Origin of the sequence: Actinokineospora sp. UTMC 2448 (genome assembly GCF_024760565.1) — a bacterium.
GTDB lineage: Bacteria > Actinomycetota > Actinomycetes > Mycobacteriales > Pseudonocardiaceae > Actinokineospora > Actinokineospora fastidiosa.
Window position 1 is genome coordinate 1,098,126 of record NZ_CP031087.1, and the last position, 25,042, is coordinate 1,123,167.

Annotated in this window: 16 protein-coding genes and 1 tRNA gene; 9 read left to right on the forward strand and 8 right to left on the reverse strand. The window is 66.9% G+C overall.

Translation table 11 applies throughout. The annotated features are described in order from the left end of the window. Positions 1 to 645: 645 nt before the first annotated feature. Positions 646 to 725, reverse strand: a tRNA-Arg gene (locus Actkin_RS05190). 261 nt (positions 726 to 986) lie between these two features. On the opposite strand from Actkin_RS05190, the gene Actkin_RS05195 reads away from it, so the two are divergent. The 4 genes from Actkin_RS05195 (at position 987) to Actkin_RS05210 (ending at position 3,534) form a co-directional block, all read left to right on the forward strand. After that, positions 987 to 1,475, forward strand: coding sequence for a hypothetical protein (locus tag Actkin_RS05195; RefSeq protein ID WP_258906161.1), 489 nt, complete (start codon positions 987 to 989; stop codon positions 1,473 to 1,475). 156 nt (positions 1,476 to 1,631) lie between these two features. Next, positions 1,632 to 2,021 (forward strand): DNA ligase-like domain-containing protein, encoded by a 390-nt coding sequence (locus tag Actkin_RS05200; protein ID WP_258906162.1) that lies wholly within the window; start codon positions 1,632 to 1,634, stop codon positions 2,019 to 2,021. Continuing rightward, positions 2,018 to 2,866 carry an ATP-binding protein gene (locus Actkin_RS05205; protein WP_258906163.1) on the forward strand — a complete coding sequence of 283 codons (849 nt, stop codon included), beginning with the start codon at positions 2,018 to 2,020 and terminating at the stop codon, positions 2,864 to 2,866. Before Actkin_RS05200 ends, Actkin_RS05205 begins: the two co-directional genes overlap by 4 nt. Before the next feature lie 449 nt (positions 2,867 to 3,315). Further along, positions 3,316 to 3,534 (forward strand): hypothetical protein, encoded by a 219-nt coding sequence (locus Actkin_RS05210; protein ID WP_258906164.1) that lies wholly within the window; start codon positions 3,316 to 3,318, stop codon positions 3,532 to 3,534. A gap of 304 nt (positions 3,535 to 3,838) precedes the next feature. Here the strand turns inward: Actkin_RS05210 and Actkin_RS05215 are convergent, their stop codons facing one another. Genes Actkin_RS05215 through Actkin_RS05230 form a run of 4 tightly spaced genes read right to left on the reverse strand, consistent with a single transcriptional unit; the run spans position 3,839 to position 7,941 of the window. Continuing rightward, on the reverse strand, positions 3,839 to 4,579 hold the full coding sequence (locus tag Actkin_RS05215; RefSeq protein WP_258906165.1) for a hypothetical protein: 741 nt from the start codon (positions 4,577 to 4,579) through the stop codon (positions 3,839 to 3,841). 18 nt (positions 4,580 to 4,597) lie between these two features. Further along, positions 4,598 to 4,858, reverse strand: coding sequence for a hypothetical protein (locus Actkin_RS05220; RefSeq protein WP_258906166.1), 261 nt, complete (start codon positions 4,856 to 4,858; stop codon positions 4,598 to 4,600). Positions 4,859 to 4,870: 12 nt separating this feature from the next. Further along, positions 4,871 to 5,350 (reverse strand): hypothetical protein, encoded by a 480-nt coding sequence (locus Actkin_RS05225; RefSeq protein ID WP_258906167.1) that lies wholly within the window; start codon positions 5,348 to 5,350, stop codon positions 4,871 to 4,873. Then, a complete protein-coding gene (locus tag Actkin_RS05230) occupies positions 5,347 to 7,941 on the reverse strand; it encodes an FtsK/SpoIIIE domain-containing protein (protein ID WP_258906169.1) in 2,595 nt (864 codons plus the stop codon). Before Actkin_RS05230 ends, Actkin_RS05225 begins: the two co-directional genes overlap by 4 nt. Positions 7,942 to 9,480: 1,539 nt before the next feature. Between Actkin_RS05230 and Actkin_RS05235 the strand changes: the two genes are divergently transcribed. Together Actkin_RS05235 and Actkin_RS05240 are read left to right on the forward strand one after the other, a co-directional pair. After that, on the forward strand, positions 9,481 to 11,541 hold the full coding sequence (locus tag Actkin_RS05235; RefSeq protein WP_258906171.1) for a GNAT family N-acetyltransferase: 2,061 nt from the start codon (positions 9,481 to 9,483) through the stop codon (positions 11,539 to 11,541). Between the two features lie 66 nt (positions 11,542 to 11,607). Beyond that, a complete protein-coding gene (locus Actkin_RS05240; protein WP_258906172.1) occupies positions 11,608 to 12,078 on the forward strand; it encodes an ASCH domain-containing protein in 471 nt (156 codons plus the stop codon). Between the two features lie 106 nt (positions 12,079 to 12,184). Here the strand turns inward: Actkin_RS05240 and Actkin_RS05245 are convergent, their stop codons facing one another. Both Actkin_RS05245 and Actkin_RS05250 read right to left on the reverse strand, forming a co-directional pair. Then, entirely contained in the window at positions 12,185 to 12,415 is a 231-nt protein-coding gene (locus tag Actkin_RS05245) for a hypothetical protein (RefSeq protein WP_258906173.1), read from the reverse strand. Positions 12,416 to 13,056: 641 nt separating this feature from the next. After that, complete coding sequence (locus Actkin_RS05250; RefSeq protein WP_258906174.1) at positions 13,057 to 13,662, reverse strand: S-4TM family putative pore-forming effector; 606 nt, start codon at positions 13,660 to 13,662, stop codon at positions 13,057 to 13,059. A gap of 15 nt (positions 13,663 to 13,677) precedes the next feature. Here Actkin_RS05250 and Actkin_RS05255 point away from each other — a divergent pair, with 15 nt between their 5' ends. Further along, positions 13,678 to 14,751 carry a PP2C family protein-serine/threonine phosphatase gene (locus Actkin_RS05255; protein ID WP_258907854.1) on the forward strand — a complete coding sequence of 358 codons (1,074 nt, stop codon included), beginning with the start codon at positions 13,678 to 13,680 and terminating at the stop codon, positions 14,749 to 14,751. 929 nt (positions 14,752 to 15,680) lie between these two features. Then, entirely contained in the window at positions 15,681 to 16,589 is a 909-nt protein-coding gene (locus Actkin_RS05260; RefSeq protein ID WP_258906175.1) for a hypothetical protein, read from the forward strand. 488 nt (positions 16,590 to 17,077) lie between these two features. Here Actkin_RS05260 and Actkin_RS05265 read toward each other — a convergent pair whose 3' ends face one another. Next, the gene (locus tag Actkin_RS05265; protein WP_258906176.1) at positions 17,078 to 17,218 is read right to left on the reverse strand and encodes a hypothetical protein; all 141 of its coding nucleotides are present in this window, start codon (positions 17,216 to 17,218) and stop codon (positions 17,078 to 17,080) included. Between the two features lie 1,294 nt (positions 17,219 to 18,512). On the opposite strand from Actkin_RS05265, the gene Actkin_RS05270 reads away from it, so the two are divergent. Then, complete coding sequence (locus Actkin_RS05270) at positions 18,513 to 24,998, forward strand: PA14 domain-containing protein (protein WP_258906177.1); 6,486 nt, start codon at positions 18,513 to 18,515, stop codon at positions 24,996 to 24,998. Positions 24,999 to 25,042: the final 44 nt, after the last annotated feature.

Genomic DNA, 25,042 nt, shown 5'->3' on the forward strand with positions numbered 1-25,042 from the left:
GGGCCACCGGCACTTCGGTCCGTTGTGCACACAACCTTGTTGTGGCGACGTGAGGTCGCGCCACTTGGATCGGACACCTTGATCCGAGACAGCGGTCCGGGGAAAGATGTTCCCGGTGTCAGGCAAGTCGAAGTACCCCGAGCAGTTCCGCAGGGACGCCATCGAGCTGACTCGCTTCTCGGACCGGCCGTTGCGACAGGTCGCCCGCTAGCTGGGCGTCAACCACGTGACCCTGCCCAACTGGGTCCGTACCGCCGAACAGGACCGAAGCGGGCCCGTTGACACGGCGGCCTCGATGGACCAGGCGGAGCTGCGGGCGCTGCGCAAGCGCGGCTACGCAGTTCACAGTAGACTGAAGACAAGATCGCCCGTTGCCTGCATCACCGCAGGTCAACGGGCGAATAAGCCAAGCTATTAACTTGTGGAGCTGAGGGGACTCGAACCCCTGACCCTCACACTGCCAGTTCGGACCGTCCAGCGCCCTGACCGGGCAAAACGGAGAACACGCACGTCGCAGGACGTCGAACGAGACCGTTGGCTGTGGTTCACCGCAGTTGAGCCCGGTTCGGTAGGCGCGCGTGCTCCACATTCGCTCCACCTACCCCAGTGTGAACCGGACATGGGCTCGCTGTCACGTGCGCAGGTTGGAGCCCTGGGCAGGATTCGAACCTGCGCTCCCGCCTCCGGAGGGCGAGATGGACCGACCCCAGCTTCTCTACCAGCACTTTTGTCACCACTGAGACCTCGATAGTACCGGCCTACACTCCTGAACCTGCAGATTCCATGGCACGTACGTGGCACGCGCTGTCAACGCTCCGACGCGAGTGCCGTCCCCCAGGAAGGAGCAGGCGTGCCGGATACCGAGAACACCCGACCATCACGCCACCGGCGAGCGAACGCGCCCCCCAGCTCGTCGGCATGCCGCCCGCCGCGGACCACGGCGCCGCCGAGACCGCGCAGTACCGCACGAGGTGCACAGGCCCAGGTTGCGACTGGACCGCCGAAGGCACCCGGCCGACATCGACGCGGCGATCGCGCGGCACAAGGCCGACCACCAGGCCGCCCGCCCCAGGACGATCCGGTGCTCCCTGCGCGGCTGCGACTGGACCACCCGCGGCGATCAGGCATGGGCCCGGGCCGCCGGGAACCGCCACCGCGCCGAGCACGCCGCCGACGCTGACGCCCGGGAAGCCCGCCGCGCCACCCGCTACCGGTGGCGGGACACCCCCAGCCCCACCCAGCTCCGCCTCCTGCGCGCCGTGGCCGCAGGCGACGTGCAGGCGTCCGCGTGCCGCGGCGAGCACCACGTCCGCTGGTACCCGATCGGGCCCCCGCGCGAGAGGCCTTGTGATGGCCCGCCCTTGTCGACGGCGAGCTGGTCCGCCCACGCCCCACCTTCCGCCGCGGCGACGCCCAGCAAGGGGGTGTGGCGGCTGACCGACGCGGGCCGCGACGTTCTGACGGGCGCGACCTGACCGGCTCGCGTCCGGCCGAGCGTGGCCGTGCCCGCTGATCCACGAGCGTCTCTCACCATCCGGGCTTACCATCCCCAGAGGACAAAGGGCCTGGGGGTCGGTCGTGGCGGTGCTGGTCCCCCCACCGCGTTCGCGCTCGCGGAGACCGCGCGCGAGGTGCCCGCCGCCGCGCCCGGCGTGGTGTTCCAGTCCAAGCTGGACGGCTGGCGTACGGCCGTTTCCGCGTTGGAGGTGATCCAGACCCGAGGCGACCGCGACGTCGCCGCGCGGTTCCCGGAGATCGCGGCCGCGCTCGGCGACGTCGTGCTCCACGGCGAGCTGGGCGCGCTGCGTGCCGGGCATACCTTCCGGTACCCGATGTTCGTGTGCGTGACCGCGCCGGACCTCGACCGGCTGCGGCGAGCGGTGTCGTCGGTGCGGCGGCGACTGACCCGGATCAAGTGCTCGGCCATGCCGCTCTACGGCGAGCAGGACCAGGCGTTCTTCGCCGCCGCGCTCCCGCTGGCCCGCGGGTTGTCGCCGATGCGCGGGCTGACCGGATCATGAGGATCGACCGGCACGGGGCGCGCGGCGTGGGCGCGGGTCGCCTGGCGCACCGGATGCGGCTGCCCGCGCACACCGCGTCCTCGGAGGTGCTCAAGACCTGGTACCCGTGGGTGATGGACCCCGGCCTGGCGGTCCCCGGCGCTTACGCCGGCGTCGACCTCTACAGCCAGGCGTCGTTCCTGTTCGACCCGTGGGCCCTCTACGCCGCGGGCGCGATCACCAGCCCGAACGGACTGATCATCGGCGAGATCGGGTCGGGGAAGTCGTCGCTGATGAAGTGCCTGATCCTGCGGTTCCTCGCCGCGGGGATCCCGTTCAGCTGGGTCGACGTCAAGGACGAGTGCAGCGACCTGGCGCGCGCGGTCGGGGTGGAGCCGCTGCGGCTGGGCCCGGGGCTAAGGGTGCGGCTCAACCCGCTGGCCGGGCACCGCCGCCACATCTCCCAGACCGACGCCGAGTGGCGGGCCGCGGTCAAGACCCGGCGGCTGTCGCTGCTCGAAGGGCCCGTCCCACGTCCGACTCGACCGGCCGTTGACGATGACCGAGCGCACCGCGCTCGAACTCGCCCTCGACTCCAGCACCGGCCAACTCCGCGGCAGCGCATGCGACCGGCTCGCCCCCGCCTCGCTGCCCGGGGTCGTCGCTCACCTGACCGCCACCGACGCGTGGGGCGACGAGCTGCGCGAGCGCGGCATCGCCGAGCGACGCTGTCGTCCCCGCGCGAGCGGGGCTGGTCCCGGTGGCGTGCGCGGGCCTTTACATCGTCCCCGCCCAAGCGGGGCTACGCGCGCAACTCGGGACGCTCAACGGGTGCCACTCCTCGGAGCGGCCCGAGCGACGTCTAGACACGATCATCGAGGGCATCACGTGCCCCCTCCATCGGCGACGCCTGGTTCGAACAGGCCACCTTCAGCGGCTCCGCTCAATTCGCCGGAGCGATCTTCACCCGCTTCGCGATGTTCGAGTCGACCACCATGCCAAGCACCCGCCACGAAGGCGACCTACCACACCGGTGCCGTGGACCGACTTCCCACACCCGCCACCTAAGGAACATCCCCACAGAGCTTGTTCGGTTCACCTCGGCAAGCATCCGGCCCGACTGAGCTCGAAGCCGAACCGTCGAGCCACGGCGCCTGGTCGGAGCCGATGCGCTCCGACGCAGGCAGCACGCCGACCGCAGCCATGCGTGAGATTCGACGACGAGTTCGCGGGGGCAGGCAACGGCGACATCAGGGTTCGCGATGATCGTCGCGGGATAGGGCGCGAGCGTGGTGGATCGGGTAGGTGGCGGCCAGTGCTGGCGATCGTGGCGCCGGTCGTGCTGGCCACCACCGCCGCGGTGCTGGTGTTGACTCGCCTGTTGGATGTGGCGAGTTCGCAAGGCCGGTTGAAGATGATCCGCACCGCGCTGGGCCGTGGGCGCGGGCACCAGCGTGGTGATGACGCTCGTGCTGGCGTGGCGTCGGCAGCAACTCGGTCGGACAAAGCCGCCGTCCGACACGGCGCGCTCTAACCTCCTTCCAACTGCCGCCCCGACTTTCAGATGACCTCATCGAAGAAGGGCACAAGCGCAGCTTCCGGGTGCCCAAACGGCACAAGCACAGCAGCATCAGGCGCCTCTGCACGAGACACCCTGATGCCGCGAAGGCAGTTGTCACACCAGAATTGCAGATAGCCGATCCTAGTGGCCGGATCACCGATGTAACGAAGTTGCAGTGCGGGCACACGACACGAAGGGCACGACGACCGCACTGGACCTGGCAAAGCTCCGATCGCTTCCACCGAGGCTTTCATCCAACGTTCACGTTCACGCCCCATTAGAACTTCCCGCGCAAGTAGTCAAGCCATTGGTACTCAGTAGCATACGCGCCGTCCTCCCGACGGGAGAGGTCATCGGAGCTTCGACACGGGCCGTAAAGCTGAACTTGACTCACATGCGTGCGCTCATGACCGAGGGTGACCGCGAGAGCCTCGATGCTGGAGAACGCGTCTGGGTAGAGAACCATCTGACCACCCCCCGGCGGGGTGTAGCCATAGAACTTGGAGCCGATCATGTCAGGGTTACGGTCAATCGTGATCTTCACCCCCGCGAGCCCGACACCAGCAGCGGCCGCGACCTGGTAGACGACTCGCTTCTGCATCGGCACGGGCAAGCCCGCGAAGGGTCCGGTATTTGCTTCTTTGCGACACATGCCAACGGAGGCGGGATCGCTACCACCAGACCCCCATGCACCTGCACCGCACGTCCACGCCAGAGATTCCGCCCCGGTCGTGTCATTACCGAGCGAGCCTCCGCAGTTAGTGTTGATGTAGTGCTGTGCGTGTTGGTTGGTTCGCAGGAGGTGCGTTACGGCGGCTTTGCAGGCGCGGGCGGCTGCCTCAAATGCTTGTGCGGCCTGTTGTCCGGCGTGTGCGGCCTTCGTGTCTTTGGTTACCGTGCGGGCGCGAGCGGCCGCAGCCGCCAACGCTTGCTGTTTGGCTTGAATCTGCTGGGCGACGTTCTGGGTGTCGCGCCGGATCTCCTCCAGCGCGGCGCACAGGTCCTGAAGGCTGGACACGTGGGCGAGTGGCTCACGTTAGAGAGATTTTGAATACTGGTTCGCCGCTGCGGCGGCGGCCAGCAATGCCTGCACGGCGGCATCGACCTGTTTCTCGGCGACCTGTAGGGCGGCGATCATGTTCTTGTCCACGTGCTGCGCGCTTCCGCCGATGGCGGCGTTGACCTGCTTCACCGCAGACGAGAGTTTCGACTTGTAGCTCGCCAGCCCACCGGCCGTGGCCTTGGCGTCCTGCCCGATGGCGTCGATCTGGCCTTTGAGCTGATCCAACCGCGACATGTGGCCAATCTCCTATTTCATATAGAGGACAGTGATCACGATTCCGAGGACGAGGAATATGGTCGCGACCGCACGAGCGATGATCATTCGGCGGAGCCGCGCGTGGCGTTGTGATTCAGCTTGGTGGACTTGCCACACCGCGCGCTGGTAGTCGTCGACGGCTTGCTGGAGGTCTTGAACTGATTTTTGCTGCGCTTCAAGCATTGTGGCGAGTTCCGACTCCGTGCAGGGAGCGCGGCGGGTCGCGGCAGGTGTGGCAGGCAACAGATCGGCGTATCCGATGCGTTTCAGCGTCTCGATCGCGTACGAGTATCGGTTCACCACCGATGGCTTGAGTCGTTGAGCACGTTGGGAGCCTTCCCGCCGCTGTACGTCGATCTGTCGCAGTTGGGCGTCGCGCCGGCGTTTCGCGGCGAGCACGCCAGCGGTGAGGTCGTGTTCGAGGTTGGTCAGTCTGGTGATGGCGTCGAGGTAGTCGGTGTAGCTCGTCATGTGGCGTCCCAGTCGGTACGTAGGAGCAGGTCGCGGGTGGCCTGATCGAGGGGTGCCATGGGGACTATCGGGACTGGTGCGGGGAACTGCGTGCGGTCGAAGAGGAGTCCGCGGTTGTCGCGGGGCGACCACGTGACGTTGTAGCCCATGAGCTCAGTGATGTCACGCTGCTCGACTCGAAGCGCGAGTATCGCGTCCATCGTGGTCGTGGTCTCGTATCCGAGATGTGCCTGCAGCACGCCGACGCTGGACCACCAGCCGAGCAGGTGGGTACGGCGAACCGGTCCGTCTCGCAGGATCGTGCGAAGTCTGTCGACGGGGGCGGTGAATTCGGCGTCTTGTTGGTCGAGCGATCCGGCGCGGTCGATGGCGAAGGCGAGCACGTAGTGCGCCATGGCGTGATCGAGTCCGCGGTCACCGAGCTGGGAGGCTATTTCCTGCAGCCGAGACGTCGCGTCTTGTTTGGTGTGGACGATCGGTGCGAAGCCGAGCCGTTCGAGGACGTCAGTGAGGTGGGGTATGCCTGATGCTTCGGCTTCGCGCTCGGTGAGGTAGCTGAGGATGGTGAACTCCGCGTCGCCGGCGGGGTGTTGCAGGGCAAGCGATAGCGCCGCGGCCTGTATCGCTCCGATGGCGAGGTTGGGGTCGGTATTCTGCGGTTCGCCGAAGTGTTGGCTGCCTTTGCCAGCACCGGCCACGGCCAGATGGCGACCTGGGGTCGCAGAAAGGGACACGCCGATCGGTGACCGGGTGACCGCGATCGGGGCTCCGAGTACGCCCATGCGTTGATCGAGTCCCTGCTTTGCTCTGGCTCGAAGCAGGCGGAGTTCAGGAATGACGGAGGACAAGGTGCCTGCCCTGCTCCCATTGAAGACGGCCGGTGGGGTGTCTTCAAGGCTTCGCTGATTCCAGCATCTGTGCCGAATCTCGGCAAGTTCCCTGTCGTCGGCGACGGCGATGACCGCGCGACGATTGCCCTCGACTTGGCCGAAGTCCTGGTTGACGATGGCTTCGCCGCGGAAGCGGAGTTTGGCGGCACCGGTGTTGTTGGCGTCCAGGATCGCCCGTGACTCGCTGACGGAATTTTTCAGTGCGACGCGGATGGGGAACTGGGAATAGATCCCGCCCTCTTTTGGTATCAGCGCTGTTATTCCGGAGATCGTTTGCGATGCCAGGACGAGGTGGATGCCGTAGGCGCGGCCCCGGCGGGACAGGCGTTCGAGGAGTTGGACGGCGCGGTCCGTGGTCGGGTCGTCCTCTTCGAACAACACATGAAACTCGTCGATGACGGCGACGATTCGTGGCATGTGCGCGTCCGGTGCCCGCTCGCGGAAGGACGCGATGTTGTCGCCGTACGGTTTGATCAACCGTGCACGCCGGTCGAACTCGGAGAACAAGTGCTCAAGAACCGTGACCCCGTACGGCCGGTCGCTCTCCACTCCGATCACCTTGGCATGCGGGAGCCAGTCGGGCGAGGTCGCGCTGGGCGCGAGGGGAAAGAAGGTCACACCGTCCTTGAAGTCGAGCAGGTAGAACTCCAACTCGCGCGGGCTGTAGCGGACGGCCATGCTGTGGATGAGAACCTTCAGGAAGTTCGACTTTCCTTGTCCGACCGCACCCGTCACCAGCAGGTTGTGGCGCTGCTCCTTCTCATCACCGAGAGTCAGAGTGACCGTTTCGTGGCCGCAGCGTCCGATCGCGGCCGTGATGCCAGAAGCGGTCGAGTCGGACCACAGATTCGTTGACTGTTGAATCGAGGAGAACTCGATCCGCGGTGCCTCGACGTTGCGCGCTGCGGCTGCGACGGCGGCGACCGCCTGTTCAAGCTGCCGAGCCGAGGGCCGATCTACGGAGACGGCGATCTGCTCGACATTTGTCCATGTGCAGCCACTATCCCCGATGAACAGGGAGTGGGCATGCTGATCGAGATTGACCCCGGAGGAGTACCCGCTTCGCGCCGCCGGGTCATGGTGGATCAAGAAGCTGATGCCGTGCGCCGGTCCAGTGCGAAGGAGGTCAGAGAGGATGTCGGCGCTTCGCTCGCCCAGACCGCGTGGATAGTCCAGTAGGACGACCATCTGGTAGGTCTCTATGGGTTGCCCGGTACTCCGCCGCAAGGTTCCCAGCGTCCCTGCGTTCCCGCGAGCCAGGTCCGCCACACGCCGCACGTGATGCACAAGCTCATACAGCAGTGCCTCCAAGTCCTCCGCGCGAACGCCCGGTGCCGGGAACAACTCGTTGCTGACCTCACGCAGTGGCGTGAACGGCGCCAAGTGCCCCCGCAAAGCGGGATCGAAGACCCGCAAGACGAGCTGGCCGGGACCCGTGCCGACAAGCGCACGCCCAACAAGGTTCTGGACGACATTCCGCACATCGGATCGCTCGGGTGCGGACCTGACGACGACATTGCCCTGATCAAGCAGCGGCACAATCAGCGGAGCCGAGAACTGTTCATTCACACCGAGCGCGGTTGCTGCGATAGTGAACGTCCCGACTTTGACGTGGCCAGCCGTGTCGAGCGGATCGGACACCACAGGAAGTCCCGCCGGTGACCAGTCGACCGAGCACCCATCCGGCGCCAGCACCGACACCGCCGCCACGATACGGTCCCGACACTCCACCACGACCTGAGCTGACCGGCGCCGCAGGACTGCCACCTCACGATCGACACTCGCGTGCGCCCGGTGCTCCAGCTCCCGAACTCCGTCATCGTCGCTTGGCGGCGACGCAAGAGCGCCAAGCGCGTTGCCGGTAGCTGATCGCACCTCTCGAACGGACGCTCGAAGGCGTCGCAACGCATGCTGGAACCGGGCCACCGATTCAGTCCGACCAGTGGAAGCTCCTCCCGTGGCACGAACCGGGCGCGGCGAATCGGTCACAGCGCGGGCTCTCTCGTTGTGTTGTTCGAGGAAAGGCGAACCGTCGGGTCAGGCCGAGTGACCCTACTGAGTCGGAAGCCCGGACATCGTCGTTCGACGACGCACCCATGGTCACTGGCCGCCGCGACTGAAGACGGCTCAGTGCCTTCATGCTTGCGCTGATCGAAGGGCATCCCGAGGAAGTCGTCCCCCCGGACTTTCCCGCGGTTGAGGATGCCGAGGAGTTCCCGACAGGCAGATCGACGAACGCCGCCTCCCCGTTTGCCCAGCGCATCGCGCCTGGGCGCCGCCGACAAGGTCAGCCTGAGAAGGACCCCAACGGTCAACCCCAACATCCACCCTTTCGTCACCCTCCCGACTCCACCGGAACAGTAGCGAAGCGAACACTCTCCGCACCACACTTTCCGGCGATACGGGGAGTCCGCGGAGGGCACCGTCCGTCATAGGCGCGATGTTGACGTCAGGGTGGTACAAGCGCAGGCGCTGGCCGAATTCGCCAGGTGGCGCAGAGTAGTGTCATGGAACAGCAGCTCTAACGCCAGCACGTCCGCTCATGCCGCGATGCGGATGGGTTCAGGCACCACGGTGCAGGGCTGTCCGCTGCCCACGGTTGTGGGGTCATCAGCACCGGTGACCGCAAGGCGTGCGACGGAGCTGGCGAGGCGGACGCCGCCCACGGTTGGTGATCACTTGCCACAGCCCTCCATACGTCGAGAGCCGTCGGAGCCGGACACCGGCTGATGAACGGGCCCCTTCAACAGTCAACGGCTGGCGCTCACACCGGGTAGATGTCTTCGAGCACCAGCCGTCCGGCTGTTGATGTTGCCCTTGTTTGTGGTGCCCCCGGCGGGAGTAGCGAAGGACGGGACGGGGCTGACGTGCAGAGTCGTACCGGCAGTTGGTTGTGGAGGCGCGCTTCGCGCTGGCGCGGCCGGCTTGTCAGGAAGTCGCGGAAGCTAGGTGCTGGCCCGCTCGGCAGGAACGCTCGTTACGGACAGTCCTTGGCTCTGCGTGCGGCGTGGACTTCTGCCGGGATAGTTGCCGGAGACGTCAAGGACGTGCCGTTCGAGTAGGCGACCTCCGGACAACCGAGCGCCCCACCTGGTGGGCCGCGGGCGAGCAGCGTGTAGCTTCGAGGGATATGCCGGGCACGAGGGTGGGTGAAGTGCCGCCTGTCCGGTCGGCGCGGCTTCAGATGGCGACGCCCGGTCTGGCCCCCGAGTCTTGCGGCTCCGGTAAGATCATCCGTCTATGGTTGCCATCACTGCGGGTGTCGTCGGTGCGGATGACCCGGTCGTTGACGAGCTGGTCATGATGGGCAAGCGGTACAGCCGGACGTTGGGCATGATGCCTGCGGGCGCATTCAAGGAGGCGGCATACCGCGGCTGCTTGATCGCCGCATGGGATGGGGACAAGCCGGTCGGCTACGCGCTGTTCCGGCTGCCGCGGAACAACCAGGTGATGCTCTCCCACCTGTGCGTGGAGACGGCCGCACGGGGTAAGGGCGTGGCCCGCGTGCTGGTGGAGACGATCAAGAACGAGCATTCGGCACAACTGGGTATCCGCGCCAAGTGCAGAGACGACTACGGCCTCAACCCGCTGTGGTCCGCTCTGGGCTTTCAAGCGCTCGGCGCAGCGGTCGGGCGTGGCAAGGATCGCAGTCCGATGACCGTGTGGTGGTTGGATCACGGCCATCCGGACCTGTTCAGCGCACTCACCGAGCCGGACTTCGTCGACGATGAGCCAGACCTGCTCGAAGCGGCTCTCGACCTGAACATTCTGATGGACCTGCACTCGCGCTCGGACAAGCCGGTCGCCGAGCGATCGCAGGTGTTGCTAGCCGATCACCTGATCGGCAGGCTCCGTCTGGTCGTCACCGACGGCGTGGAGCACGAGCTCGGCCGACGGTGCCATGACCGGCCCACGGCGCTGACAGAAGCCCTCGGTGAGTACCCCCGTCGGGTTGGTGCGCCTGCGCAGACTGAGGCGTTGTACGAACAGTTGGTCGCGGCGTCACACGGGCTTGTGTTGTCCGAGCAGGATCTCGGCGATCTGCGGCAGATCGCGGCGGTGGTCTCCGCGGGCGTGGGCGTGTTGTTGACCTGGGATGACGGACTTCGGGCGCGCTTCGAGAAGTTGAGGCGGGCCGTGCCCGCGATCGCTGCGGTCCACGTGCTGAATCCCGACCTGGTCGTCACCCATCTCGACGAACTGGCCAGGGCGTGGGCCTATCAACCTGCCAGGTTGCAGAACAGCGAGTACGACCAGGTCCGCGCGGGCGCGGACGACGAGTCCGACTTGCTGGCCTTCCTGGCCCAGCCGTCCGGCGAGACCCGCGGCGATCTGCGTGACCTGCTGCGCAGACTCGCCCGCGAGGAGGTGCCGCGCTTCCTGATCAGGTCCGGGGATGAGCCTCCGGTCGCCTGCTACGCCGCCCACCTGGATGGCCAGATCCTCCGGGTGCCGCTGTTGCGGACCGGCAACCACCAGTTGTCCGATACCCTCGCGCGTCAGCTGCTGTGGTTGCTGCGCAGGGACGCCCGAGAACACCGCGCTTTGACGATCGAGGTCTCTGATCGGCACGTGGGCGGAGTCCTGACCAGGGCGTTGGCGGCCGAACCGTTCCACAACGTCGGTGACCGTTGGTTCGCCTGGGTGGTCCCTGTGTGCGGCACGAGCGAGGAAGTCAACCGTGTGGCGAACAAGGCGCGTGCGCTCGTCCGCGTCGGTCCTGGCCCTCTTTTGCGGCCCGGGCTCGCGCCGCGCGCGGCGGTCGAGGTCGAAAGGTCGCTTTGGCCTGCCAAGCTCACCGACAGCACCCTGCAGCACTTCGTCTTGCCCATCCAGCCGAGATGGAGCGGGGAACTCCTCGGCTACCCGGCGCATCTGACCACGCGCCCCGTCGAACTCGCCCTCGGGCGCGCACAGGTCTACTACCGGACCGCAGACAAGCTGCTGACGGCACCCGCGCGAATCGTGTGGCGAGCCAGTCAGGGCAAAAGAGGGCGAAGCGCGCCAGGCTACATCGGCACATCCTTCCTGGACGCGATCGAGGTAGACGAGTTGGAGCGGCTTCACGAGTCCCTCAAGCACTACGGCGTCCTCGACCTCCCCGCGCTGCGCGAACTGGCCGACGGCAAACCCACCCTCCAGGCCCTACGCTTCTCCGACACCGAGTTGTTCGACCGCCCCGTGTCGGAGAGCACCTACCAGCGACTGCGGGCAACGCACGACGGACCCCGGAAGTTCTACGGCCCCCAGAAGATCAGTCCCGGACTATTCGCCGACCTGTACAGGACCGCCACCATGTAGCCGCAGTCACACGATCGAGATCGCGTCGAACCTGTGTTTGACAGTAGAGCTGGATAGAGTCCACGCGTGATCACGACACCGGCAACCGACAGTGAAGGTGCCCCAGCCCCACGTCCGCTGCTGATGTCGCTGCGTCCCAGATTCGTCCAGGCCATCCTGGACGGCTCAAAGACCGTAGAACTGAGGCGCGCCCGCGTCTCCGCGCCCCCCGGGACACCGATCGTCCTCTACGCCAGCTCACCGGTCATGGCCGTCCTCGGCCTGGCCACCCTCGCCGACCGCCACACCGCAAGTCCCACGACGATCTGGCGGAAACATCGCGCGAACGTGGGCATCTCCCGCGCCGAGTTTCTCGACTACTTCGCGGGCGCCACCCAAGCCACCGCGCTCACCATCGCCGATCCGCAACCGTTGGCTGCCCCGTTGACCCTCGCCCTACTCCGCAGTCACGCCGAGTTCCAGCCGCCCCAGAGCTACCGTTACATCACCACAACGGACCCTGCCCCGCTCCGCGAGCTCACCGCCTCGCTGGTCTGACCAGACCGCGGCCTGTCGTCCCCGGGTCACGACTGCCCGATCTCACGCACGTACACACTGAAGCCGTTGTACGTTGTTTCAACATCCGCTTCTGCCGAGGAGCGCATCAAGTGTTGTTGTGCTGGCGGTCCAAGTGCATCCCAAGGAGCTTGATCGCCAGATCGTGGTGGTAGTCCTCTGCCACCTCTATAGGGCTTCTGCCCATGGGGTCGAGCAGGGAGGGGTTGGCGCCGAAGGCGAGTAGGACTGCAGTGAGGTGGACTTCGAGAGGGGTTCCGTTTTGGGCAGCGGCGTCGCCCTCGGCGTCGATGGCGTGGGTCAGTAGCGTCATGTCCACGAAGACCTCGTCAGGGTCGCCGCCAGTAGCCAGCAGGCGGGCCAGTCCTGGTGCGTCGCGGTGTTCAACCGCGTGGTGGGCGGGGGCCAATACACGTCACTCACGTGGAGCAGTGAACCAGAATCTTAATGAACGCACGCTCTTGTCGCGAGGCGCGCGTGCGAACCCTTCGAATGCTCGTGCAGTGAGAGCGGGCCAATGTGCGACCAGAGCCTCGGAGATCAACGGGCTGGAACTTGCTGGCAGCGACATGACCGGTGCGCACGTTCGGCCGCCTCGTGGCCTGCCTCGGCTTGAACTCCGGCCGGTTCCTCGATCCCCGACCGGGCGAAGAGCGCAGCTCGTGTGGATGCGTTGCCGCGCCATTCAACGGAGTTCGGGGGCATCGGAGGCCAATGGCGGTGGTATTGCCTCCTGTCGGTTGGTGATCGCGGTGGGTGCCGTCTGGCCGGACCCAGGGGAGGCGGCACCTCCGCGAGATCCTCGTGCGGAGGGCCGAACCTCGGGCGGGAGTATCAAAAGGATGGAACAGGGCTGACCAGCGGTTTCGCATCGGCAGCCTGGTGGTGGAGGGCCGTCGAGCTGACTCCACTTGGTTGAAGCGGTTCGCTGGGCGGGCTTGGTGCATTCCGCCCAGCGCACTATGTGGGTGGGGCTTGGGCGAGGCGGGCGCGGTGGCCTTCTGCGGTGTCGCCGAAGTCGCGTTCGTCGTCGTTGCGGAAGCGTTTGTAGAACCATTCGGGGACTCGGGCGGGGTCCAGGCGGGTGCGGAGGACGCCGTCCTGTACGTCGCGGGCCACGTTGCGTAGGCGGTGCCATTCGGTGTCGGGCACTGGGCCGGGGTGTCCGTTGTTCAGTTCGGTGTTGACGATTTTGGCGAGTCGTTCGCGTTCGTCGGCGACTTTGCGTTGGCTGGACCAGATTTCGTAGGCGATTTGGTAGGCGGCCAGGGATGGGACGAAGAAGCTGAGGAGGGTGTCGAGCAGTGTGGCGTTCGCGACCGCGAGACCGACGACCAGGCCGATGGCGGTCCACAGGAATGCGGCGGCGGCGATGAGGTGGCTGTAGCGGCGGCGTAGACGGGCGTCCCAGGAGAGGTTCTGTTCCTGGGCGATGAAGACGTCGTAGGGGTGGTGGACGTCGTGGGTGGGGTCGTACCAGCCGTCGGTATCGAGCAGGAGCTGAGATCCAGCCCGCCGCACGCCCTGCTCGCCACCCTCCGATCCAAGCTGCGCGCCGAGCACCACATCACGGCCGTGGACATGCTCTTCGCCGACTACCAGCTCAGCGTGCTCCAGCCGGTGACCCGTCTGCCCCACACCGCGGAGCCGATGGCGATACGCACCACCACAGCGGGCCGGGCGTTCATCGCCCAGCAGCCGATCGTGGAACCCGGCCGCCAAGCGGACGCCGTGGCGTACCTGCCGGTGACCGTGCGCGGAGACCGCCTCGGCGTCCTCGCGGTCACCTTCTCCCGCTCACCCGCCGACACGGTCCTGGCCGAGCTGGCGGAACTGGCCACCGCGCTCGGCCACGAGGTGATCGTCGCCGAGCGCGACACCGACCTGTACCTGCAGGCCCGCAGGCGGGAGCGGCTCAGCCTGGCGGCCGAGATGCAATGGCAGCTCCTCCCCGGACGAGGCTGCGCGCGACCGGAGTACTCCCTGGGCGGACAGCTCGAACCCGCGTACACGATCAACGGCGACAACTTCGACTGGTGCGCCTCCGAAGACGATCTGATCGTCACCGTGTCCAACGGCATGGGCGGCGGCATCCAGGCCGCGCTGCTCACCAACCTCGCCATCAACGCCCTGCGCAACGCCCGCCGCGCCGGCCTGCCCCTCACCGACCAGGCATGCCTGGCCGACCAGGCGATCTACGCCCAGTACGGCGGCGCGCAGCACGTCGCCACCCTGATGCTGCGCTTTGAGCTGTCCAGCGACCGGGTCGAGGTCGTCGACGCAGGCTCGCCGCGGATGCTGCGGCTGCGCGACGGCAGCGTCGACCTGATCAAGTTCGACGCGCAGCTCCCGCTCGGCATGTTCGACGGCACCGAGTACGAATCCGAGTCGTTCGACGTCGTCCCGGGCGACCGCCTGATCATCGTCAGCGACGGCGTGCACGCGGCGAAATCCCCACACGGCAGCGAATACGGCTCCACCAACCTCGATCACATCATCCGTGACTCCCAGCACCTCGCCGCGCCGGAAGCCGCCCGGGCGATCATCACCGAACTACTCGACTACCACGAAGGCACACACCTACTCGACGACGCCGTCGTCGTCTGTCTCGACTGGAAACCCGGCACCACCAACGACAAGAGCGTCTCCGGATAGCCGCCTCCACCCTACTGCATTCTCCGCCATCCGTTTAGCTCGAAAGCGCAGGGTGCGACGGGCTTGCTAGGTGTAAGCCCCAAAGCGCGACTGACTACGGATGGCGGCGCCCTGCTCTCCGAGACCGCCTCGATCACGGCCGCTTCGATGCGACATGACGACGCCCTCGGCGAGTCGCAGCAGGACGCTAAGGGCCGCAGCTGCTTTCAGCCACGCGATGAGCGTCAGAGGGACGTTCTTTCGCTGCGGTTGCGATGGCTTCTCGCCGTGCAGTCCGCCGTCCCGAACCGCACCGCGTAGCCCCTGCGGGGCGATGGCGTTCGATGAGGCGGCCGGGGCGGAGGACCAACCCCGCGTGCGCGGGGCGACCCGGTGTAGACGCGGATGCAGGCGGTGTCGCCGGGACCAGTCCCGCGTGCGCGGAAACGACTTCACCTCCTCGACGCGGGGCAGCCACGCCCGGGGATCATCCCCGCGTGCGCGGGGACGACGGCAGCGATCCGCTCGACGTCCTGAACGAGCTGGGACCAGCCCCGCGTGCGAGGGGACGACTCGAACGTGCTGACCTACACCCCCGCTGAGAAGGGACCAACCCCGCATGCGCGGGGACGACCGGAGCGAGCGGCACCCGCCGGTCGCGGTCGCCGGACCAGCCCCGCGTGCGCGGGGACGACATGACCGGCCTGCCCCTGTTCAACCGTCCCGCCGGACCAGCCCCGCGTGCGCGGGGACGACGAGGCGTCGTCGGCGCGGAACTCGCGGCCATTCTGGGGACCGGGGTGTCCGCCGGGGTCGTGGCCGCCCTCCGCGGCGCCAGGCTGCCCCTGCCCCAGCCGTGGCTGGCCGGGGGCGGTGTCCGCCCGATGAGCCGCCCGTTGAGCGCTCCTCGACTCCGTCCACACGACGGCGTTGCCAGGCCCCCGGGCACCGTGGCCGCAGTCATCGAGGGCAAGCCAGTCCTGCTCAGAGATCCCGCCGCGTCGCCCGTAGCCGTGCTGAACGAGGTGGTGCGGCACTGGGTGGACAAGGCCGTGAACAGCCCGCAGGCATGGAAGCTGGCAAACCACAGCATCCTGACCGGTCGAATCCTCCAACAACTCTCCGGTGATGCGCCTGACCGGCTGCTGTCCTGGGAGGTGTACGCGGCGATCCTCGAACTCGCCGGCGCCTCGGAAGCCGACGTCCTGCGAACCCGGTTGATTTGGCGAAACGCTCAACGCCGCCAGGCGCCCACCTCCGTCGTGATGACCAAGGGTGAGACACCGCTCGAGGATGTCCTGCTGAGGATGCAGCTGGGAGCCGTCTCGCTGACCAGCGAGACGGCGTTCATGGAGTGGCTGCGCGACCTCTACCGGAAGTCCGAGATGACGCTGCGCAAATGCGTAGCGGCGATGCAGACGGTCTCGCCCAAGGACGCGATCGGCCGAAGCACCCTCAACGACTGGCTGCACACCACCCGCATCCCCGGCAACTACGCGGGCCTGGCCGTGCTGCTGCGGGTCATCCTCCCCGGAACACCCACCCCAGAGCTGATCGAGCGCTACATCGTCATCGCCCGCCACCTCCGGACCCAACAGGTCCCGCCCGAGCCCGAACAGCCCCGTCCTGAACCCGACCCCGTCCTCGCCAGCCCTGACCTCGAACCCGACCTCGCAGGCAACGACCCCGAGATCGACCCCGACCCCACGGTCGTTGATCCCACGCCCGACCCGGAGGATGAGCAGGCACCGGACAGAAGCCGGCCCGGCCGACCTCTGGCTGTCTACATCGCGGCGGTGAGCATCATCCTCAACGTCGTCCTCCTTGTGCTGCTGCTCAGTGTGCTGCTGGTCAGATAGATGTCGATATCAGGAGGGACGCGGGCGGGTGTTCAGTGATCGGCCGTAATTGAACGGCGGCCCTCCGCGTGAGGGGAGGCCACGGGTACCGCCGGAAGGAGCTGGCCGCTCGCAGACCCCCGGTACCGGTCGGTGCGAGCCGCCGAACCACGTTTCCGCAGGTGGGACCGGCCTACCGTTACCGGTATGTCGGTCCCACCTGCGGGTTCGCCACGTATACGGCACGTGCCCCGCCGCACCACGATCACCAGCACCGGCCGCACCCAACCCTGCCCACCGCGCCGACGTCTCACGACGCGACGATCATCGCTGACCGGCGGCCGACCGTTCCGCGTGCTGAGGCCAGCGTCGCGGCTGACTCACGTCAGGATTCGCGTGGGTGGCTCGATGACCCACACCGCAGCCGGGGGCAAGCAGGATGTTGCCCGCCAAGGCCCGGTTGCGGCGCCCACCGAGTGGACCGGGGACGCCGCAACCGGAGCGGCTTGTCAGGGTGAGCGTTCCAAGCCGACAGGCCCGAGCTGGAAGCCGCCGAGGTCCAGGGCGAGTACGACGACGATCACGAGCACGGCGAGCACGCCGGTGTGGTCGGTGCCGTTGGAGGCATATCCGCCGGTGCGTGGGCTCACGGTGTAAACCTGTACTGATCCAACAGGGGGGAGCACAGGCATGGCAAGGCGGTATGGCGGCAGGAAACCCGATGCCACCACTGTAGGAATCGTCGCTGTCGGGGGAGTGGTGGCTGTCGGCATGGTCGCAGCAGTGGTGATCGGCGGTACGAGGCGGCCATCCGCCGACGGCCAGGCCGCTCCCAGCTCGGTGACCTTGTCCACGACCACAACCGTGCCGGCGCCGGTGTCCACGACCCCGGCGTCGCCGGTCCCCCGCGATGTCTATCCGGAGGATCCCACCGAGGTCAGGGTCGGAGACTGCGTGGTGAATCTCGGCACCGACGAGGCCCCCCGCATGGAAAAGGTGTCGTGCTCCTCAAAACACACCGCGATGTCAACCGTGCTCAGCATCGATGTGAAGAGCGGGGCGGAGGGGAGGCACTCTGGACTCGACGCCTGTCAGTCCACCCGGGAACCACGCACTACTACATCGAGAACGAATACGGCGATGGCGGTTATGACTTCTCCACCCTCTGGTGCCTGCGGCAGCGGCAGTAGAGCAGAACCTCACCATCCGCCGGCTGCTGGAGCACGTCCTGCTCCCGAAGGGTTCAGGCGGAACCGACACTTCTTACTCGTTGCCCCGGCGCGGGTCACCGCGGTTGACCGGCGCCAGAGGACGAGGGTCCTACGCGGGTTCGGCGTCGGGGCCTGGTGCGTCCAGTTGGGCGCCTAAGACGGCGCGGTCATGGACGGCGCACAGCAGGCGAGTCCTGCTGCGGCGTCCGGGTAGTCGTTACTCCCGCCACCGCGGTGTGTCCGCAGATCCAGCAGCGGCCGCCCGAGCCGCCGGGCCCGCGCTGCACGCCCACCTCCCGACCCATCACCCGATCCCGGGCGCCTGGGCGGGCGCACGTCCGGATGCGGTTGGGCACCCGCGCCATGCAATTTCTGGACGCAGAAGCCGAGAACGACTGGCGCACGGTGGCGAGCATCGCGCGGGCGGCGAGTGCGGAGTTCGCCCACTGTGACGACGCTGTGCTGCCTGTCCCGACCGACAGCGCGTGTTGATTCGGGCTGCGGTGTCGACGCTGCCCGGATGGCGGACGTGTCGATGGGTACTTGTTCACCAAATCTTGGACTATATGGTAGTGGGTGGTTGTTGTTGTCAGGCATCTGTTGCGCCCGTTCGGCGTATTGCTGAGCTGCCTCCCGATGCCGCAGAGTAGCGCCGTTTGTGCACGCAGCCAGTGGGGCTGTGTGTCCGGCTTCTGGGGGCTTCATGTCGCGGGTGCATGCTGGGCTGCGCTGGGTGCGTGGGCTGGTCGCGGTGTTGGTGGCGGTTCTTGTGGCGTCGCTGATGTCGGCGTTGGCGCAGCCTGCCGTGGCCGAGGAGGTGCCGTCGCCTGCGGTGGATCCTCGGGATCTGCCCGCGTTGGCGAGTCAGCGGCCCGCGCCGTCGCCTGCGGTGAGACCGGATCCCGGTGCGGATTTCGAGCCGGTGGGCAGGATCGGGGAGGTTCGGGGGAGTTCGTTCGACCCGGAGCGGTCTCGGTTGGTGTCGGCGTCGATGTTCGTCGAGGAGTACGAGAACCCGGACGGGACGCGGACCCTCAAGCAGTCCAGCCAACCGCTGAACGTGCAGACCGAGCGCGGGCTGTGGGTGCCGGTGGACACGTCCCTGCGCGCGGACCAGGCGAGTGGGCGGACGAGGACCGGTAGGCACCCGCTCAACCCGTCCTTCGCGGCGAACGCTGCCGATTCGGCTGTGGTGAAGGTCGACGTGTGGGGCAAGTCGGTCGCGTTGGGCATGGAGCGCGCGGCAGACAAGCCGGTGCGGGCCGAGGGCGCGAACGCCGAGTACCTCGATGTGCTGCCGGACACCGATCTGAAGTACGAGGTCACCCCCGGTTCGGTGAAGGAGACCATCGTCCTGCGGCGCCCGCCCGCGACGGCGTCGTGGCGGTTCACGCTCGACACCAAGGGATTGACGCCTCGCCTGGCCGAGGGCGGGGTCGTGGAGCTGGTCGACACGGCCGGTGACGTTCTGATCGTGATGCCGCCGGTGGAGGCGTGGGACTCCGCGCCCGAGGAGCGGCGCACGTTGGCGGGCGGCAGCTACGGCCTGGAGAAGCGTGGCCAGCGCTGGATCCTGACCGTGTCGGTGGACGAGGAGTGGCTGCGCGCGCCGGAGCGGGTGTACCCGGTGAGCGTGGACCCGACGTTCCAGCTCGGCGTGACGGACTCGCGGGTCTACCGTTCGGACGGTTACACCTGTCAGAACTGTGGCATCAAGTTCGGCAACAGCCTGGCCAACGGCGACTCGATCAACCGCACGGTCTTCAAGTTCGACTACTCGCCGCTGTTCGGCAAGAACGTCGTCAGCGCGCGGATCGACATGGCGAGGATCGGCACGGAGGGCTTCTTCCGGGCGTGGAACGCCAACCTGTACCACGCCACCTCCTTGAGCTACAGCGGCATCGGCCAGCACCTGGCCACCGCCGTGGTCGGTGACGTGGGTCAGTTCAGCGACAGCAGGCTGAGCACGTTCCTGCGCAACGAGGTCAACGCGAGCCGCAACACCGCGTACTTCATGGTGCGCGGCACTGAGCAGACTGGCACCTACACGTACAAGAACATGTCGGCCACGATGTTGGTCGACACCGGCAGCGCCCCGCCGGTGCCCACGCAGACCGCGCCCGCGGACCACGCGGTCCTGTCGACCCTGACGCCGACGCTGTCGGTGAACCCGGTGACCGACCCGGACGGGGACGCGGTCAAGTACTGCTTCACCGTCGCCACCGGCTCCGACGGCAAGTCCGGCATGGTCGTGGACTCCGGCTGCCAGACGAGCACGTCCTGGACGATCCCCGAGGGCGTGCTCACCGACGGCGCCGCCTACACCTGGCTGGCCAGCAGCTACAGCGGATCGACCCTGACGCAGGGCACGACCGTGCGCCACTTCAAGGTCGACCAGCGCATCGGCGACCGCGGCCCCTCCCCGGTCGACTCGATGGGCCCGGTCGAGGTGAACCTGGCCAACGGCAACCTCACCACCAGCGCCTCGTCACCGACCTTCACCACCGTCGGCGGCACCGCCGGGCTGACGCTCACCTACAACTCGCAGCAGCCGGAGATCAAGGGGCTCAAGGCCTCCTACTTCGACGACCCCTCGCACGCCGGACTGATCAACGACGCGATCCAGAAGCCCGTCCTGGTCCGACACGAGCCGCAGGTCAACGTCGACTGGGGCGCCGCGTCCCCGCACCCGCCCGCCCTGGGCCCGGACTGGTGGCTGGTGCGCTGGGAGGGCTACTTCGTCCCGCCGGTGACCGGCACCTACCAGTTCGCCGGTGTCCACGACGACGGCCCGGTCATCTGGATCAACAACAACATCGTCTACGACGTCGCCAACACCCGCAGCAGCCCGGACTGGACCCAGTCCACCGGGGTCGCCCTCACCGCGGGCCAGGCGGTGCCGATCAAGATCGAGCTGCAGGAGATGGCGGGCAACGCCCGCATGAAGCTCTACACCCGCACCACCGCGGGCGCCTCGGTCCCCTCCCAGATCGTCCCCTCCGACTGGCTGACCACAGTGGAATCGCCGTCGCTGCCGAAGGGCTGGACCCTCTCGGCCGACCTCGACGGCTCGGGCGCGGTCTACACCGAGGCCAAGGTCGTCGACCAGACCATCGTGATCACCGACGCCACCGGCGCCAAGCACACCTGGACCAAGAAGTCGACCGGCGGCTACGCCCCGCCGGAGGACGAGGACGGCGTCCTCGCCTTCGACACCACCGGCCGCATCACCCTCACCGAGGGCTCGGACGTCTACGTCTTCCACACCGACGGCAAACTCGACTCGCTCAGCAGCGTCCTGGACTCCCGCAAGCCCGCGGCCCTGCAGAACATCTACTCCGGCACCCCGTCGCGGTTGACCCAGATCAAGGACCCGGTCTCCGGCCGCGCGCACACGCTCACCTACAACCGGCCCGGCGAGAACTGCTACGGCGCCACACCGGTCCCACCGGGCTTCGACGCACTGCCGCCGGTGCGGATGCTCTGCCGCATCACCTACTGGGACGGCACCGAGACCCGCTACTGGTACACCCAGGGCCGCCTCGCACGCATCGAGGACCCCGGCAGCGAACTCACCGACTACGCCTACGACGCCGCCGGCCTGCTCACCGGAGTGCGCGACAACCTCGGCGCCGACTGGGTCGCAGCAAACCCCACCACCAACCCCGCAGCCGACGCCACCACCCTCATCTCCTACACCACCGTCAACGGCAAACCCGCCGTCACCGCGATCAGCAGCCCCGTCCCCACACCGGGGCAGGACCGTCCGCAGCGCGGCTACCGCTACGAGCCTGCAAACCGCACCACCTATGTGGATGTCGCGGGACTGACCCCGGCCAGCGGGTTCTACTCCAAGATCACCTACGACGCCAGCGACCGGCTCCTGACCACCACCGACGCGACCGGGCGCACCACCTCCCAGACGTGGAGCGTCAAGGACCAGCAACTCACCTCCACCGACGCGGCCGGACGGGTCTCGACCACCGTCTATGACGCCCAGGACCGGCCGACCGACAAGTACGGCCCAGGCCCGGCGTCCTGCTTCGCAGGCCAAACCCCCACCGCGGCCTGCGCGGAGACCGTCCCGCACACCCGGACCGCCTACGACGAAGGCATCAACGGCCTCGCCGCGAGCCTCTACGCCAATAAGACCCTCACCGGCATGCCCAAGGTCCACCAGACCGGACTGGGCCTGGCCGACGGGCGTATCCGATCCGACTGGACCAGCACCCAGTCCCCGGACCCCGACATCCCCGCCGCGACCTTCTCCATCCGTCTCACCGGGCAGATCACGTTCCCCGTCGCGGGCACCTACACCCTGGAAACCCACGTCGACGACGGCGTCCGACTCTTCATCGACGACAAACTCATCGCCGAGTCCTGGATTCCCGGAGCGGCGCGCCCCATCTCCGGCACCTTCACCGCCACCGCCGGGGCCACCCACCGCATCCGCATCGACTACTACAACGACCGCGGTGCCGGTCAACTGCACCTCAACTGGCGCAAACCCCCGTCCGGCACCTACGAAGCAATCCCCGGCCAATACCTCAAGCCCGGCTACGGCCTCACCACCTCCAGCACGGAGTTCGAGTCCGACGGTGTGCCAAACCAGGTGGGCACTACCGACTACACCGGGCTTGACCCCATCTTCGGCCTCGCCACCACGACGACCACCGGAGGGCTAAGCACCACGAGCACGCACGAACCACCCGCCACCGGCTACCTGCGTGCCACAGCCAGAACTCTTCCCGCCGGAACACAGACCACCTACCAGTACTACGGCGATACCGAAGCACGCACCAACCCGTGCGTTCCCGGAAGTCCCGCTATCAACCAGGGTGGGCTGGCCAAACTGACGACCCACCCCACGCCCGCGAACGGACCCGCCCGCGTTGACGAACAGGTCTACGACGCTTCCGGCCGAGTGATCGCCGAGTCCGTCGCAGGGGACTGGACGTGCATCACCTACGACGCGCGCGATCGAGTCGTGCAAACTGTGTACCCGGCGTCTGCTGCGGCGGGCGTGCGCACCGTGACGACAGACCACTCTGTGGGCGGTGACCCTCTGACGACCTCGATCACTGATCACAACGGAAGTGTCACCACCACGGTCGACCTGCTCGGTCGAGTTGTGTCGTACACCGATATCCACGGCGTGCGTACTGACACCACCTTCGACCGCGTGGGCCGTGTAATCGAGGAGAAGGTCGATCTGCCTCACTCAGCGGATTCGGTCCAGGTGATGACCTTCACCTACGACGACGCCGGTCGTGTTCTCACTACAAGCCTCGGGGCGACGGTGCTGGCTACCGTCAGCTACGACGATGCAGGAGAACTGTTCGCCGCCGCCTACTCCAACGGTACCGGCCTCGCTTCGATCACTAAGGACGGGAATGGTCAGGTCACGTCGGTGACTTGGCGCCTGTCGAACGGGCAAGACATCGTCTCGGCGTTGTCCCGTAGCCGGGCAGGCACCATCATCGACGAATCGCTTGGCGGGGCCGACGCTCGCCCCGAAGGCCCCAACTACACCTACGACGACGCAGGGCGACTCACACAGAGTTGGACCGGCGGGCACCACCGAACCTACGACTATACCTCGGCCGCTCCCTCTGGTTGCCCGACCGGCAGTCGAACCAACTCGGGCACGAACACGAACCGCGTCAGGCTGGTCGACGTGACGTCGGCCGCCACGGTCGAGACCGGGTACTGCTACGACGACGCCGATCGACTGCTCACCACCACAGGCGGTACTCCGGAAACCGCTGTATCGGCTATCGAATACGACGACCACGGCAACACCCTGCAGTACACCATCGGAGGGTCGACAACCCATCTCGGTTGGGACGGCACTGACCGCAACGTCAGCGCTGCGACCGTGGGTCTGGACCCCGTCGCGGTGAACTACGGCCGAGACGCGACCAACCGCCTCATCCGCCGTACCGTGGTAGACGCTGCCAGCGACGAGGTCGTCCTGTACGGTTACACCACCGAAGGGGACAACGCCGACTTCGCATTGGCGGAAGACAAGAAGGTCCTTTCTCGCACAATCCAACTGCCCGGCGGTGTCATCCAGACCATCGACGGTGGAGGCGACGCTGTCGACCCCACTTGGGATCACCCGACCGTCCGAGGTGACCTGTCGTTGACAACCGATCCCGCTGGGCTGCAGGCGGGCGGGCTGCGGACATTTGGCGCGTTCGGCGAACCGCTGGGCGGCGGTGGCACCACCGATCCCGATAACGTCCCGGACAACCAGCCCGGCGAGATGGACTTCGGCTGGCTCGGACAACACCTGCGTCCCTATGAGCATGGCGGCGCGCTATCTCTTGTACAGATGGGCGCACGTCCGTACAGCCCGCTTACCGGCCGGTTCCTCTCCGTCGACCCCGAGGAAGGCGGCTCCTCGAACGACTACGAGTACACGGCGGGCAACCCGATCAACACCACAGACCTGGACGGACGCGCCATCTGGGTGCCACTGATCGCCGCCTGCGTCCGCTGGTGCGCCAGGGCCTACCGTGCAGTCCGCAGCTTCCGCTCGGTCGGTGGCCGCTTCCGAACCGGCGGAGTATTCCAGCGACTGAAAAACTGCTTGCGGAACTCCTTTACCCCCGACACGCCCGTACTGATGGGCGATGGAACATATCAGCCAATCGCCGATATCGAGGTCGGTGATGTTGTGCTGGTCACGGACCCCGCAACGGGTATGACACGAGGTGAACCCGTCACCCACGTCATCGCTGGCCAAGGCCAGAAGGTGATTGTCGATGTCGGAATCGACACTGACGACGATGGTGTATCGGACGATGTCAAAGCTACCGATGGCCACCCCTTCTACGTCATCGGCCAAGGGTGGACAGACGCTCAGGACCTGCAAGTCGGCGACGGTCTTCGCACGCCCACCGGAACGGCTGTCATCACCCGGATTGCTGTGCACACTGCTAACACCAGCGTGCGAAACCTCTCAGTGGGTGTCACGCACACGTACTACGTGGGTGTCGATAACCAAGCCGTGCTTGTTCACAACTGCAGACAACCTCGTGGCCACAAGACAAAGACCTACAAAACCCGCAAGGCTGCATACGGGGCAGCGAAGCGAGTCGCAAAGCGGAGCAGGTGCGGAACGTTTCGTGGTTTTTGCTCAAGCAGAGATCACTACCATGTCGACTTCAGGAACGGGGCCGTCATCCATTTCCGATGGAGGCACCCGAGCTAGTAGACTCGACCCAGTCGTGGATCAACCGAGGCAGCGGAGCACCC